This is a genomic window from Allobosea sp. TWI1241, assembly GCF_039673065.1.
Lineage (GTDB): Bacteria > Pseudomonadota > Alphaproteobacteria > Rhizobiales > Beijerinckiaceae > Allobosea.
This window is the reverse complement of sequence record NZ_JBDJKW010000002.1, coordinates 125427-139195: the sequence shown is the minus strand read 5'-3', so window position 1 is coordinate 139195 and position 13769 is coordinate 125427. Positions and strand designations below refer to the sequence as shown.

General features: G+C 69.9%; 14 protein-coding genes. All 14 read right to left on the bottom strand.

Translation table 11 applies throughout. The features are described from left to right. Positions 1-286: 286 nt before the first annotated feature. Complete coding sequence (locus ABE438_RS03630; protein WP_346501170.1) at positions 287-1099, bottom strand: hypothetical protein; 813 nt, start codon at positions 1097-1099, stop codon at positions 287-289. Next, positions 1096-2220, bottom strand: a complete 1125-nt coding sequence (gene tgt, locus ABE438_RS03625) for a tRNA guanosine(34) transglycosylase Tgt (protein ID WP_346501169.1) — start codon at positions 2218-2220, stop codon at positions 1096-1098. Before tgt ends, ABE438_RS03630 begins: the two co-directional genes overlap by 4 nt. Positions 2221-2304: 84 nt before the next feature. Then, entirely contained in the window at positions 2305-2652 is a 348-nt protein-coding gene (locus ABE438_RS03620) for an ArsC family reductase (protein WP_346501168.1), read from the bottom strand. Positions 2653-2712: 60 nt separating this feature from the next. Next, positions 2713-3510: an MBL fold metallo-hydrolase gene (locus ABE438_RS03615; protein ID WP_346501167.1), complete on the bottom strand. Its 798-nt coding sequence runs from the start codon at positions 3508-3510 to the stop codon at positions 2713-2715. A gap of 20 nt (positions 3511-3530) precedes the next feature. After that, positions 3531-4331 carry a TatD family hydrolase gene (locus ABE438_RS03610; protein WP_346501166.1) on the bottom strand — a complete coding sequence of 267 codons (801 nt, stop codon included), beginning with the start codon at positions 4329-4331 and terminating at the stop codon, positions 3531-3533. Next, on the bottom strand, positions 4331-5890 hold the full coding sequence (gene metG, locus ABE438_RS03605) for a methionine--tRNA ligase (RefSeq protein WP_346501165.1): 1560 nt from the start codon (positions 5888-5890) through the stop codon (positions 4331-4333). The genes ABE438_RS03610 and metG overlap by 1 nt, the downstream gene beginning before the upstream one ends. A gap of 24 nt (positions 5891-5914) precedes the next feature. Beyond that, positions 5915-6985: a DNA polymerase III subunit delta' gene (locus ABE438_RS03600; protein ID WP_346501164.1), complete on the bottom strand. Its 1071-nt coding sequence runs from the start codon at positions 6983-6985 to the stop codon at positions 5915-5917. Beyond that, positions 6982-7668: a dTMP kinase gene (tmk, locus tag ABE438_RS03595; protein WP_346501163.1), complete on the bottom strand. Its 687-nt coding sequence runs from the start codon at positions 7666-7668 to the stop codon at positions 6982-6984. The genes ABE438_RS03600 and tmk overlap by 4 nt, the downstream gene beginning before the upstream one ends. A gap of 5 nt (positions 7669-7673) precedes the next feature. Continuing rightward, positions 7674-8882: a D-alanyl-D-alanine carboxypeptidase family protein gene (locus tag ABE438_RS03590; protein WP_346501162.1), complete on the bottom strand. Its 1209-nt coding sequence runs from the start codon at positions 8880-8882 to the stop codon at positions 7674-7676. A 48-nt stretch (positions 8883-8930) separates the two neighbouring features. After that, on the bottom strand, positions 8931-10064 hold the full coding sequence (locus ABE438_RS03585; protein WP_346501161.1) for a septal ring lytic transglycosylase RlpA family protein: 1134 nt from the start codon (positions 10062-10064) through the stop codon (positions 8931-8933). A 291-nt stretch (positions 10065-10355) separates the two neighbouring features. Then, complete coding sequence (locus ABE438_RS03580; protein ID WP_346501160.1) at positions 10356-11231, bottom strand: urea carboxylase-associated family protein; 876 nt, start codon at positions 11229-11231, stop codon at positions 10356-10358. Between the two features lie 235 nt (positions 11232-11466). Then, positions 11467-12312 (bottom strand): universal stress protein, encoded by an 846-nt coding sequence (locus ABE438_RS03575; protein WP_346501159.1) that lies wholly within the window; start codon positions 12310-12312, stop codon positions 11467-11469. Between the two features lie 42 nt (positions 12313-12354). Further along, complete coding sequence (locus ABE438_RS03570; RefSeq protein WP_346501158.1) at positions 12355-12738, bottom strand: hypothetical protein; 384 nt, start codon at positions 12736-12738, stop codon at positions 12355-12357. Positions 12739-12883: 145 nt separating this feature from the next. Continuing rightward, on the bottom strand, positions 12884-13759 hold the full coding sequence (locus ABE438_RS03565) for a universal stress protein (protein WP_346501157.1): 876 nt from the start codon (positions 13757-13759) through the stop codon (positions 12884-12886). Between the last annotated feature and the right edge of the window lie 10 nt (positions 13760-13769).

The window sequence follows — 13769 nt, the reverse complement described above, 5'->3', positions numbered from 1 at the left end:
ATCTTGTGAAGCGAGAGCGATTTTGTCTTGTCAGCATTCACAAGTTCATTTGGCTCGCTTTACCGTCATTTTGGCAAACTGAGCGCCAGTCAGGATCGTATGCTTGCGATGCCGGCGGCTTATGGCTCAGATTTTGGGCAACTGCAATGACTTTGACATGCCGTTTCCACTTGAATCCGCCGGCGCTGTTTGACCAAGTGTATCCATATTTCAAGTGCAGCGAGATCACGCATATCCAAACTCCTCATGAGCCTGCATCAGATCCGGCGCCCCTCCTGAATAGGCCCTAAGCCTGGGCGCGGCGCGCGCCGGCGGTGCGGCGGCGCCAGTCCAGCGCCATCAGCATGCCGTTCCAGGCGACGCAGATCACCAGGCCGACCGCGAGCGCCCCCCAGACGCCGAGCGGCAGCGCCGTGACGTGGAGCGAGGCCAGTCCGAACCCGAAGCCGATCAGGCCGAGCTGGCTGTTGGCGATCACCGCCGCCGTGGCCGGCCCGCCGATCCGCGGCTGCAGGAAGGCGCACAGGCTCGACAGCACCACCGGCATGGTGGCGAGCACGCCGGTCAGGCTCGGCCCCGCGGCGTTGCTCAGCGCGGTGACGCCGCCGGCGACCAGCGCGACGATCGCCGCCCGCATCGGGATGATGAACCAGGCGCGCGGCGGCGGCGCGCTGGGCCGCGCCGCGAGATAGGGCCGCGCCCAGAGATGCACGGCGCCGAACACCACCGGCAACAGCACGACGAGCACCAAGAACGGCAAGGCGAGCCAGCGCAGCACCACCACGGAGGCGAGCCAGCCGGCCAGCGCCGTGCCGAGGCTGACGACGGTGCCGAAGCGCTGCGCCATCAGGATGTAGCCGACCGAGAAGCCGGCATTGGCGAGGTCGGCGACGACGCTGCCGGGCGAGCCGGCGGCGATGAAGGCGGCATCGTGCTCAAGTGCCAGGAAGACGTAGACCGGGCCGGACGAGATCGGCAGCGTCGCGATCATGGCGGCCAGCAGGGGCCCGCTGCGCTCGGCGATAACCGAGCAGGCGACGACGATGGCGGCGGCCGCCGCCATCTTGAACAGCAGGGCCGCCAGCCAGAGGTCGATCACGCGGGGTCGCCCCGTTCCCAGCCCTCGCGGGTCTGCACCACGAAATCGGCGAGGCGCCCCTCGGCGATGGCGGCGCGCAGTCCGGCCATCAGCTCCTGGTAATAGGCGAGGTTGACGCAGGTCAGCAGCATCTTGCCGAGCATCTCCTCGGCCTTGACCAGATGGTGCAGATAGGCGCGCGAATAGCCATTGGCCGCCGGGCAGGACGATTCCGGATCGATCGGCCGCGGATCCTCCGCATGGCGGGCGTTCTTCAGGTTCATCCGGCCGAAGCGGGTGAAGATCTGGCCATGGCGGCCGGCGCGCGTCGGCATCACGCAGTCGAACATGTCGACGCCGCGGCAGACCGCCTGCACGATATCGTCTGGCGTGCCGACGCCCATCAGGTAGCGCGGCTTCTCCTGCGGCAGATGCGGCTCGACCACCTCGATCGTCGCCAGCATATCGGCCTGCGGCTCGCCGACGGCCAGCCCGCCGATCGCGTAGCCCTTGAGATCCATGGCCGCCAGTTCGCGTGCGCTCTCGACGCGCAGCCGCGGCACGATCCCGCCTTGCACGATGCCGAACAGCGCCCGACCCGGCTGGGTGCCGAAGGCGGTCTTGCAGCGCTCGGCCCAGCGCAGCGACAGGCGCATCGCCTTCTCGGCGACCTTGTCCTCGCAGGGCAGCGAGACGCACTCGTCGAGCTGCATCACGATGTCGGAGCCGAGCAGGTTCTGGATCTCGACCGAGCGCTCCGGGCTCAGCACATGCTTCGAGCCGTCGATATGCGAGCGGAAAGTCACGCCCTCCTCGGTCAGCTTGCGCAGATTGGCCAGCGACATCACCTGGAAGCCGCCGGAATCGGTCAGGATCGGGTGCGGCCAGTTCATGAAGCGATGCAGCCCGCCGAGGCGCGCCACCCGCTCGGCGCCCGGCCGCAGCATCAGGTGATAGGTGTTGCCGAGCACCACGTCGGCGCCGAGCTGGCGGACCTGCTCGGGATACATGCCCTTGACGGTCGCGGCGGTGCCGACCGGCATGAAGGCCGGCGTGCGGATCGTCCCGCGCGGCATGCGGATCTCGCCGGTGCGGGCGGCTCGGTCGCGGCCGAGCAGATGGAAACTGAATTCGCTGGTCATGCCGCCGGCCTAGCCCAAGGCGCGGGCCGGCGGAAGTGCGGCGGATGCCGGGCGGGGCTGTGCGCTCCGCCGCCCGGTCTTGAATCAGCCGGCGAAGGCCTGCGCGTAGGCCTCCGGCTTGAAACCGACGAGGCGCCTGCTTCCGAGATCGAGCACCGGGCGCTTGATCAGGCTCGGCTGCGCCAGCATCAGCGCGATCGCCTTTTCGGCGTCGAGGCCCTGCCTGTCGGCCTCGGGCAGCTTGCGGAAGGTTGTGCCCGCCTTGTTCAGCAGCGTCTCCCAGCCGAGCTCCTTCACCCAGCCTTCGAGCCGCGCGCGGTCGATTCCCGCCTTCTTGTAGTCGTGAAAGTCGTAGGCGACGCCCTGCGCGTCGAGCCAGCTCCACGCCTTCTTCATCGTGTCGCAGTTCCTGATGCCGTAGAGCGTGACCATGTCCGGGTTCCCGTCTGCCGCCGGCCTGTCGACCGGCGCCTTCCAAAGCTCTCCGCGCGCTCAGGCGCGCAGCGTCATGCCGTCGTAAGCCGGTTCAACACCTGCCGGCAGGCGCCTGGAAAGACTCGTGTAATCGAAATCGACATGCAGGTTGGTCAGCACCGTGCGCCGCGGCTTCAGCGCCTCGATCGCCTCCAGCGAGCGGTCGAGGTTGAAATGGCTCGGATGCGGCGCCTCGCGCAGGCAGTCGAGGATCAGGAGGTCAAGATCCCGCATCGCTGCCATGGCCGCGGGCGGAATCTCGCTGACGTCCGGGGCATAGGCGACGTCGCCGAAGCGGAAGCCGAGCGCTTGATAGCCCGGCCCGTGCTCGAGCAGGAAGGGCAGCGCGTCGATCGCCCCGCCGGGACCGTTCAGCCTCACCGTCTCACCCGCCGCCATCGGCAGCAGATCGAGGATCGGGGGGTAGAGGCTGCCGGGCGGCGTCTCGAACAGATAGCCGAAGCGCGCCCGCAGCGTCGCGCTGGTCGGCGCGTCGGCATAGACCGGGATGCGCCGGCGCATGTGCAGCACGAGCGCCCGCAGATCGTCGATGCCATGGGTGTGGTCGGCATGGTCGTGGCTGAAGAGGACGGCGTCCAGCCGACCGATCTCGGCCGAGAGCAACTGCTCGCGCAGGTCCGGCGAGGTGTCGACGAGCACGGAGGTGGCGCCGCCCTCGCCCCGGCGCTCGACCAGGATCGAGCAGCGCCGGCGGCGGTTGCGCGGATCGACGGGATCGCAGGCACCCCAGCCCGAGCCCGGCCGCGGCACGCCGCCGGAGGAGCCACAACCGAGGATCGTGATCTCGATCGCCATGGCGGGGCCGCGCGACCTCCTCAGGCGACCTGCGCCAGCGGCGCGGCGTTGTCCATCTTCCAGTAGCAGCGCCGGGCGTTCTCCGAGGTGATGCGCGCCATCTCCTCATAGGAGACGCCCTTCACCTCGGCGAGCACCTTTGCGGTCTCAACGACATAGGCCGGCTGGTTGCGCTTGCCGCGATAGGGCACCGGCGCGAGATAGGGCGCGTCGGTCTCGACCAGCAGCCGGTCCATCGGGACCGAGCGCGCGATCTCGCGCAGCGCCTCCGAGGTCTTGAAGGTCAGGATGCCCGAGAACGAGACGTAGTGGCCGAGTTCGACCCCGGTGCGCGCCAGCATCGAGCCGGCGGTGAAGCAGTGCAGGATCGCCGAGAAGGCGCCCTTGGCCATTTCGGCACGCAGGATCGCCGCCACGTCCTCGTCCGCCTCGCGGGCATGGATCACCAGCGGCAGTCGGCTTTCGCGCGCCGCCGCGATATGGGTGAGGAAGCCCTGCGCCTGCGCCTCGCGCGGGCTGCTGTCATAGTGATAGTCGAGCCCGGCCTCGCCGATGGCGACGCAGCGCGGATGGCGCGACAACGCGACCAGCTGCTCGGCGGTGACGTCGAGTTCCTCATGCGCGGCATGAGGATGCGTGCCGACGCTGCACCAGACCGTGTCGAAGCGCTCGGCCAACGCCGCATAGTCGGCGAAGCGCGCGACGCGGGTGGAAATCGTCACCATCCGCGAGACGCCCGCCGCCTTGGCGCGCGCGACATAACCCTCGATATCCTCGGCGAAATCCGGGAAATCGAGATGGCAATGGGTATCGATCAGCATCAGGCCGCCTCGCCGCCTTCGGGTTCGACGAAGCGCGGGAAGACCGCGCTTGGCGCCGGAAGCGATGTGCCGCTGACCAGCCGGCCGGCCTCGCCCAACGCCGCGAAGGCGCGCCCGTCGGCGTCGACCGCCAGCAGGTCGAGCAGCTTGGCCATCGAGGACGGCATGAAGGGCTGCGTCAGGATCGCGACCTGCCGGATCGTCTCGATGGTGACGTAGAGCACGGTATCGCGCCGGGCCGGATCGCTCTTGGAGAGCTTCCACGGCTCGTTGTTGGCGAAATAGCGGTTCGCCTCGGCGACCACGGCCCAGATGTCGGCCAGCACCAGATGCAGGGCAAACTCGCCCATCGCCCCGCGCGCCTTGGCGACCAGCCCGTCGGCCTGCGCCAGCATGGCTCTGTCGCCCTCGGTCAGCGTGTCGGCCTGCGGCACCCTGCCCTCGCAGTTCTTGGCGATCATCGACAGCGAGCGCTGCGCCAGATTGCCGAGATCGTTGGCGAGGTCGGCATTGATGCGGCCGACGATCGCCTCGTGGCTGTAATTGCCGTCCTGGCCGAAGGAGACCTCGCGCATGAAGAAGTAGCGCAACTGGTCGACGCCATAGGTCTCCGCCAGCGCGAAGGGGTCGACCACGTTGCCGAGCGACTTCGACATCTTGGTGCCCTTGTTGAGCAGGAACCCATGGCCGAAGACGCGCCGCGGCAGCGGCAGGCCGGCCGCCATCAGGAAGGCCGGCCAGTAGACCGCGTGAAAGCGCACGATGTCCTTGCCAATGATGTGCACGTCCGCCGGCCAGTAATGCCAGCGCGGATCATCCTCGTTGGGGAAGCCGCAGCCCGTCAGGTAGTTGTTGAGCGCGTCGACCCAGACATACATCACATGCTTCGGGTCGTTCGGGACCGGCAGGCCCCAGTCGAAGGTGGTACGGCTGATCGAGAGGTCTTCCAGCCCGCCCTGGACGAAGGAGACGATCTCGTTGCGGCGCGTGTCCGGCATGATGAAGTCCGGGACGTCGGCATAGAGCTTGAGCAGCCGCTCCTGATAGGATTTCAGCCGGAAGAAGTAGCTCTCCTCCTCGACCCATTCCACCGGCGTGCCCTGCCCGCCCAGGCGCGTTCCGTCGGGTTGGAGGGTGGTCTCCTCCTCGCCGTAGAAGGCCTCGTCGCGGATCGAGTACCAGCCGGAATATTTCGACAGGTAGATGTCGCCATTGGCCTCCATGCGCCGCCACAGCTCGTGCGTCGAGGGCAGGTGGTCGGCGTCGGTGGTGCGGATGAAGCGGTCGAAGGAGCAGCCCAGGCGCTGCTCCATCTCCTGGAAGCGCGCGGCGATGCCGTCGACGAACTGCTTCGGCGAGAGCCCCTGCTGGGCCGCGGTGCGCTGCACCTTCTGGCCGTGTTCGTCGGTGCCGGTCATGGCGAAGACGTCGAAGCCGTCGAGCCGCTTGAAGCGCGCGATCGCGTCGGACGCCACCATCTCGTAGGCGTGGCCGATATGCGGCGGGCCGTTGGTGTAGTGGATCGCGGTCGTCAGGTAGAACTTCGGGGCCGAGGCCATGGCAGTCCGGTCTCAAACAGGGTTTCAGGCAGCGCGGGACCGGGCGACCGCCTCCGACAGATCGTGAAACAGCGACATGACGAGGGGGCGACGGTCGAGATTGTAGACATCCACCTCGCGGGCCGCGCGGCCAAATCTCTCCCACACCTCCGCCAGAGGCGCAAGTCGCGCCGCCCCGGCCCCGGCATGCGCCCGCAGATGCTCGCCGAGCCAGTTCTGCACGGTCTCGATCAGGATAGCGAAGCCCGCCTCGCCCGCCTTGCCGGCGACCTCCTCGCCGAGCGCCAGCAGCGCCGAGAGATCGACGCTCGGCAAGGCGTCGAGCCTGGCCCTGACCGCTTCGACCAGCGCCAGCGTCGCCGGGTCGACATAGGTCAGCGCGCGACGCACCGAGCCCTCCGCCAGCGCCGCCGCGCGTTCCAGCGCCGACGGGTCGGCCTCGCGCCCGGCGCGCTCCAGCGCCAACTCGGCCGCGCGCACCACCTGTGGCTCTCGCAGCGGCTCGAAGCCGAGGAGCCGGCAGCGCGAGCGGATCGTCGGCAGGATGCGGCCCGGCGCATGAGCGACGATCAGGAACAGCACCCGTGCGGGCGGCTCCTCGAGCAACTTCAGCAGGGCGTTGGCGGCGGAGCGGTCGAGATCCTCGCTGGAATCGACGATGCAGACGCGCCAGCCGCCCTCGCCGGCGCTGGCTCCGAACCGGTCGATGATCCGGCGCACCAGGTCCACCGGGATGTTGCTGGTGTGGCCCTTGCCGTCGCTCTTCAGCACCCGGCGCAGCAAATGGAGATCGGGATGCGACTGGGCGAGCACCTTGCGCACCCCGCCATCGCTGTCGCGCGTCGCCAGGCTCGTCGCGCCGGCAGCCCGCTGCAGCGGATCGCCCTCGGCCAGCATGAAGCGCGCGACACGATAGGCGAAGCTCGCCTTGCCGATCCCCTCCGGCCCGCCGAGCAGCCAGGCATGGTGCAGCCGGCCCGAACGCAGGGCGGCGAGGAAGGCCTGCTCCTGGCGGTCGTGGCCGACGATCTCGCCGGCCACGCGCGGGTGCGGGGCCTTGGGCAGGCGGTCGGGATCGGGCAGCGATTCGGTCATGCCGGCGCAATCTGGGCCAAGCCCAGGCGGCTGGCCAGTGCGTCCCAGGCGGCTTCGGCCAGCGTCTCGGCCGGCAGGCCGGCATCGAGCACGACGCAGCGCTCCGGCTCGGCGGCGGCGATATCGAGGAAGCCCTGGCGCAGCCGGCGATGGAAGGCCAGCGTCTCGCCCTCGAAACGGTCGACCGCCTCGCCCGGCGCCCGCCGCCGCGCCGCGCGCGCCAGCCCGGTCTCGGGCGCGAGATCGAGGATGAAGGTCAGGTCCGGCATGGTCGGGCCGACCGCCACCGCCTCCAGCGCCGCGAGCCTGTCGGGCGCGATCTCGCCGAGCACGCCCTGATAGACGCGCGTCGAGTCGATGAAGCGGTCGCAGATCACCCAGCGGCCGGCCGCCAGCGCCGGGCGGATGCGGTTGTCGAGATGGTCGATGCGGGCGGCTGAGAACATCAGCGCCTCGGCGAAGGCGCCATAGGGCTTCACCTGTCCGCTGAGCAGCGCCTCCCGGATGCGCTCGGCCTTGGGCGATCCGCCAGGCTCGCGCGTCAGCTCCACAGCGATGCCGAGCCGTTCGAGCCTGCCGGCCAGCGCCCTGGACAGGGTCGACTTGCCCACGCCCTCCCCGCCTTCCAGCGTGAGGAACCGGCCCGGCGTCGCGCCCTTGCCGGCCTGACCGCGCCTCGCCATGCCCGTCAGCCCCGCTTGAACGCCTGCCGGATCCAGCCCGTGCCCATTTCGAACAGGGCGTCGAACGCGCGCTGCCGCAGCGTGCCGACGGCGACCGTCTCGGCCGCATAGAGCGGCAGCTCCAGCGTCTTGACCTCGCCGCGCCGCACCACCAGCCGCGCGACTTCGGCACCCTCGGCGACGGGCGCCGTCAGCGGGCCGGTGTAGACGATCCGGGCCGAGAGCCGCTCGCTGCCGCCGCGCGGCATCAGCAGGCTGATCGCCCCCTTGGCCCGCAGCGCGACGCGCCCCTTCGCGCCGCCATAGACGCTCGCCTCGCCGACCGTCTCGCCGGCGGCGAACAATTCCTTCTGCTCGAAGGAGCGGAAGCCCCATTCCAGCAGCTTGCGCGCCTCGTTGCCGCGGTCGCGGGCGTTCTTCAGCCCGTTGACCACCACGACGAGGCGCCGCTCGTTCTGCACCGCGGAGCCGACCAGCCCGTAACCGGTCTCATCGATATTGCCGGTCTTCAACCCGTCGGCGCCGATATCCATCGCCAGCAGCGGATTGCGGTTGTTCTGCCGGATCTTGTTCCAGGTGAACTCGCGCTGGCCGAAATAGTGATAGTGCTGCGGATAGGTCCGGATGATGTGGTCGGCGAGCAGCGCCAGGTCGCGCGAGGTCATCTTCTGCTGCGGGTCCGCCATGCCGGTCGCATTGCGGAACACCGACTTCGTCAGCCCGATCCTGCGGACGCGCTCGGTCATGATCCGCGCGAAGGCGTCCTCGGTGCCGGCCACCGCCTCCGCGAAGGCGATCGAGGCGTCGTTGCCGGACTGCACGATCATGCCCTGCAGGATGTCGCCAAGCTTCACGCGGCTGTGCACGATCGCGAACATGGTCGAACCGCCCGAGACGCCGCCGCCCTTTCGCCAGGCGTTCTCCGAGATGGTGATCTCGGTCTCGAGCGTCATCTTGCCGCCGGCGATCTCCTCGAAGGCAACCAGCGCGGTGGCGATCTTGGCCATGCTGGCCGGAGCCACCAATTCGTCGGCGGCCTTCTCGTAGAGGACAGCGCCGCTGCCGGAATCGAGCAACACCGCATAGGGCGCGGCCGACTGGAAGCCCTGCGCCGCGGCGAGCGTCGGCAGCAGCGCCAGCGCGGACGCCAACGCCAGACCGAGGCGCAGGCGCCTCGGCGGATTCGGGATCGAGAAGAGCAGTGCCCGCGCCATGCCGCGATCAGATGCCGGCAAGGCGCAGCGGGTCAAGCGTGCCGCGGATCAATTCCGCGACAGGGGGCGCAGGGCGTCCGACTTGACGCCCGAGAGCGGATGACCGGCCGAGAAACGCTCGCTTGGCGCCCGCTCGGGCGCGGCGAACAGGCTGGCCACGCTGGTGCGCGGCCCGGAAACCGGCTGGGAGGCGGCGGCGCGGCGCACGGCCGGGACCGGCTTGCCGGCATTGGCGATGGTGTCGAGATCGAACGGACGCTCTGGCGGCAGGCGCACGCCACGCACCGGCACGCCGCCGGCGGGGATGCTGGCGCTGACCGGGATGATCGGGCTCTGCACCGTGCGCGGCGCCGGCTGCTCGGCATAGGCCTGCACGACCGGCTGCGACGGGGCGGCGCGCGGCGCCGGCGGCGCGGCACGAACCGGCGTCGCCTCCTCGGCCGGCTCGGCCTCGGCGATCTGGGCGGTCGAGCTGCGGCCCGGGATGGAGGCCGGGCTGCCGTCGGTGCGCAGCGAGGCGAGCAGCATATTGTCGTCGGAACCGCCGAGCGAGGCGCGGCCCATGTACTCGATCTTGACCCGCGCGGTGCCGAGATGCCGGAAGGCCAGCGCCTCGGCGGTCTTCTGCGACACGTCCATGATGCGGTTGGAATGGAACGGCCCGCGATCGTTCACGCGCACGATGATGGAACGATTATTGGTGACGTTGGTTACCCGGGCATAGGCCGGCAGCGGCATGGTCGGATGCGCGGCGCTGATTGCATGGCGGTCATAGACCTCGCCATTCGCCGTGCGGCGGCCGTGGAAGGCGACGCCGTACCAGGAGGCGAGACCGGTGCGGGTGTAGCCGACCGGCTTCTCGTAGGGCGTATAGCGCTTGCCCGCGACGGTGTAGCTGCGGCCGACGAGTTCGCGACCGCCGCCCTTCGGTACGGGCTTGCCGTCCTCGACCACGCGCGGGCTGGCCTGGCCGTATTTCGGATGGGAGAAGGCGCCGATTTCCTTCGACTTGCCGCGACGCGCGACCTGATCGTTGGCGCAGTTGGCGAGGAAGACGCCGGCGAGAACGACGCAGCCGAGGCGGACGGCCGTGCGGTAGGCGGGCTGTCCGGTGAAGGCAGGATCGCTGACCGACTCTGCGTGGGCCAGGGCCTCGGCCGGTGAGCTCTCGCCTCGCATCATGCCTGAATCTCGCTTCTGCGCCAAAAACGATGCCGGTTTCGCCGCGATCGCGCGGTGAAAGCAAAGCCTTCGGCCAATTCCGTTAAGAGGTCGTTAAGCCGAAGGCACGCGACGGCGCGACTCCGGTGAACGACACCCTTAGCCCTGTTTGGCGGGCACAAAGGTGTCGGAAATGCGACCGCTGTCAACCCGGCTCCATCGCCGCGCCATCTTTCCGCGCCGACCAGGGCGCTTTCGCCCCCGAAAATCCGCATTCCGACAGGGGTTTCGCCGCGCTGCCGCAAAGTCGCCTCAGCCGCCCGCCTGCGGCGTTTCGCCATGGCCGCGTCCATAAGGATTGCGCTCCGGCCCACGCCAGCCGTCCAGCGCGCCCGGGGCAGGTCGCCAGATCTCGACCCTGAGCGGATGGCAGGCGGCCCTGTCGCTCGAGTGAGTCTCGCCGCAATCGCCGCCCGGACAGGCCGAGAGCGCGGCGAGCAGATCGATCTCGGCGAAGAGCTCGAGATAGTCGCCGGGCCGCACCGGGCTCGCCTTCATGAAGTACTGGTGGGTGTCGCGGGTGAAGCCGGTGCACATGAAGACGTTGAGCACGTCATGCACGTGATGCTCGACCTCCGCGGCCTTGCGCCCGAGCGCCTGCCCCAGCGCCCGCGCCAGGTTGGAATGGCAGCACTGGTGATAGTCGCCGCCGCCCAGCAGGCGATGGGTATAGGGATCGCAGCGCGTGCCGATCACGTCGTGGACGCCGGCCCCGTCGTCGTCGAAACCGTACCAGCCCAGCGTGTCGTGCGTGATCGTCGCCATCGGCCGCAGCCAGGGCAGCGTGCTCCACAGCCGGTCGCCCGTGCCGACATGGGTGGCGTGCAGCGCGCGCGTCTTGCCGCTGAAGAAGCGCTCCGAAAGATCATGCACGTTCCACAGGTTGAGATCGCCGACCTGCGGCCCCTCGATGCTGACGATGCGCGCGAAATGGCCCGCCGGCACGCGGAAGGCGCGGGCGTCGCGCGGCGGCACCTCCAGCGCCTCGACGAGCGTCATGCCGAGGCGCGCCGCGCCGAGCAGCGCCATGTCGGCGCCGGGCAGCGTGCCGTTCGGATAGACGACGACGGGGCGCCGGGCCCGACGGGCCCCGGCGTCGGCGGGTGGTGTGAGCGGCTGTTGCGACATCGTCCGACAAATCCTTCCGCACCAATGGCGGGCGGACTGTCACCGCCCCGCGGCGCGGGGGCAAGCCCATGCCGCAGGGCGGTGCAGATGTCGGTGGCGGTCCGGCGACGCCCGTCGGCCTCCCCCCGGACCCGTCCGCGGTGAGCGGACGAGGACGGGACGCCCCGGACCGCCCATGCACCCCGCAGGCAAGCCGCACGGGACGCATGATCGGGGTGATGCGCTGTCTACGCGCTCAATGCGCCAGGAAGAGCGGCACCGGGCTGCTCTGCAACAGCGAACGCGTGACGCCGCCGAGTACGGCCTGCCGGAAGCGCGAGTGCACGAAAGCGCCCATGACGAGCATTTCGTCCTTGGCCGCGACGAGATGCCGGCGCAGCGCCTCGGCGACGTCGCCGCCGACCGCCTGGATCGTCGCCAGTTCGCCGGTGACGCCGTGCAGCGCGAGATAGGCCAGCAGGTCGCGGCCGGACGCGGCGCGGCTGAGATCCTTCTCGCCTGCCACGACGATCACCGAGACAGCCCGCGCCGCCTTCAGCAGCGGCAGCGCGTCGCCGACGGCGCGCGCCGAGCGGGCGCTGCCGTCCCAGGCGATGGCGATGCGACGCGGCTCGGCATTGCCGCCGGTCTTCGGCACCACCAGCACCGGGCGGCCACTGTTGAACAGCGCCTCCTCGATGACGTGGCCGCCACCGGCCAGCTTGTCGTCGCCGGCGTCGAGCACCACGAGATCCTGCAGGCGCGACAGCTGGTCGAACCGGTCGCTGAGCTCGTCGAAGGGCAGGTCCGGCACGTCCACGACATGGGCAATCCCGGCGGCGGTCGCCGCCTCGGCCGCGGCTGCGGCCGCTGCCGAGGCCAGCTCGCGGCGGCGCGCATTCTCGCTGGCGACGAGGCCGGAGGCGAAGCCGCCGACCGCGCTGTAGGGCGCAACGACGCGCGGAACGAAGGCATGGACGGTGGCGCGCGCCCCGAAGCGCCGGGCCAGCGCGATGCCGCAGGCGACGGCGGGCGTCACCGCGCCGGCATCCTCGTCCGACGGCAGAAGGCCGATCAGCAGGCTCTTGAAATCATGGGCCATGATGGCGGGCTCCCTCTCGTTGTTCGGTCTGGTGCCACAGGGTCAGAGCGGCAGGACGGAGACGACGCGATAGGTATGCATCTCATCGTCCTCATTGCGGATCGAGGCGTATTCGCCCGGCACGAACCGCTCCTCGGAAAAACGGAAGCCCGCCTCGTCGTCGGCGTCGTGGCCGCGCTGGTAGTCGAAGAACCACTGGCCGCCGGGCTTGCGCGCCAGCCAGCCGGAGCGCTGCTCCGCGTCGTCCTGGAAGCGGCGCACGCGGCAATGCTCGCGATGCTCGCGCCAGGCGGCGGCGTCGATGCGGCCGTCGAGCAGCAGCGGCGCCACGAACTCGTAGCCGTCGTTCGGATTGCCCTGGGGGTGCCCCGGTTCACGGGCGAGCTCGAGCCGGATCTTGCGAAAACTGGTCGGCAGCGCGGTCATCGGTTCCTCCTGGTGCGTCTCCGCCGCTTGGGATCGGGCGGCGGCGGCGTTGCGGCGATCGGCCGGGACTAGAACCGGCTTTCGCCGCCATGCCATTGATCCGACGCAAATCAGCCCGGCCGATGCAGGCACCCCCTACCAAAGTTTACGTAGAGGCAGCCGCGGCCCTGACCAGCAGCAGGTCGCAATGCACCTCGTCGAGCACGGCCCGCGCACGGCTGCCGATCAGCGTCTCGACCACGAAGCCGCGCTGCGGCAGGCCGAGCACCACGAGATCGACCTGCTGGCTGGCGACATGGGCCTGCAAGAGCGGGCCGAGCGTGCCGTTCTCGGCGATCGAGACGATGCTCGCCTTGGCCGCTTCGGGGATCGGCGCCTCCGCCAGGAAGGCGGCCGACCGCTCGAGCGCCGCCGCCTGCGCATCGGCGAGGTACTGCGTCCGCCCGGTCCAGCCCGAGAACGGCGCATCGAAGGCATGGAAGAGGGTCAGGCCGTTCGGCGCGATCCGCACCGCCATGGCGAGTGCGGCCTGCGCGTCCCCCGAGAAATCGGTCGCCACCAGCACGCGCTCATAGGCGCCGTGCGGACGGTCCTTGACCACGAGCAGCGGCACCGGCGCGGCGCGCAGCAGCGCATCCACCGTATTGCCGAGCGCGATCCGGCCGAAGATCTCGTCGCGCGCAATGCCCGCGACGATCAGGTCGCAGCCCTGCTCGGCGACGCTGCGCAGCACGAGCTCGGCCGGATCGCCGGGCTCGACCACGATCGTCGGCTGCAGGAATGCCCCGGCGAGGTCGCGCTTCAGGCGCCCTTCCACCTCGGCGATGCGCGCCTCCGCCGAGATCTGCTCGCGCGGGACGATCGCCCGCTGGCTCTCCAGCGCGTGGACCACGACCAGCTCCGCCTGCCACTGGCGGCAGAGCGCCACGGCGCGATCGAGCGCCCGGTCGCAGCGGCAGCTCAGATCGGTCGCCAGCAGGAGCCTGCGCGGCAGGTTGGCGGTGGCGGGGGTCGAAGGCATCGCTCTCTCC

What these genes read in the sequence shown, in the direction of transcription:
- ABE438_RS03585 (WP_346501161.1), bottom strand. Translation starts at nt 10,064, where the DNA reads ATGATGCGAGGCGAGAGCTCACCGGCCGAGGCCCTGGCCCACGCAGAG.
- ABE438_RS03600 (WP_346501164.1), bottom strand. Translation starts at nt 6,985, where the DNA reads ATGACCGAATCGCTGCCCGATCCCGACCGCCTGCCCAAGGCCCCGCAC.
- ABE438_RS03570 (WP_346501158.1), bottom strand. Translation starts at nt 12,738, where the DNA reads ATGACCGCGCTGCCGACCAGTTTTCGCAAGATCCGGCTCGAGCTCGCC.
- ABE438_RS03615 (WP_346501167.1), bottom strand. Translation starts at nt 3,510, where the DNA reads ATGGCGATCGAGATCACGATCCTCGGTTGTGGCTCCTCCGGCGGCGTG.
- metG (WP_346501165.1), bottom strand. Translation starts at nt 5,890, where the DNA reads ATGGCCTCGGCCCCGAAGTTCTACCTGACGACCGCGATCCACTACACC.
- tmk (WP_346501163.1), bottom strand. Translation starts at nt 7,668, where the DNA reads ATGGCGAGGCGCGGTCAGGCCGGCAAGGGCGCGACGCCGGGCCGGTTC.
- ABE438_RS03590 (WP_346501162.1), bottom strand. Translation starts at nt 8,882, where the DNA reads ATGGCGCGGGCACTGCTCTTCTCGATCCCGAATCCGCCGAGGCGCCTG.
- ABE438_RS03575 (WP_346501159.1), bottom strand. Translation starts at nt 12,312, where the DNA reads ATGGCCCATGATTTCAAGAGCCTGCTGATCGGCCTTCTGCCGTCGGAC.
- ABE438_RS03610 (WP_346501166.1), bottom strand. Translation starts at nt 4,331, where the DNA reads ATGCTGATCGATACCCATTGCCATCTCGATTTCCCGGATTTCGCCGAG.
- tgt (WP_346501169.1), bottom strand. Translation starts at nt 2,220, where the DNA reads ATGACCAGCGAATTCAGTTTCCATCTGCTCGGCCGCGACCGAGCCGCC.
- ABE438_RS03565 (WP_346501157.1), bottom strand. Translation starts at nt 13,759, where the DNA reads ATGCCTTCGACCCCCGCCACCGCCAACCTGCCGCGCAGGCTCCTGCTG.
- ABE438_RS03580 (WP_346501160.1), bottom strand. Translation starts at nt 11,231, where the DNA reads ATGTCGCAACAGCCGCTCACACCACCCGCCGACGCCGGGGCCCGTCGG.
- ABE438_RS03620 (WP_346501168.1), bottom strand. Translation starts at nt 2,652, where the DNA reads ATGGTCACGCTCTACGGCATCAGGAACTGCGACACGATGAAGAAGGCG.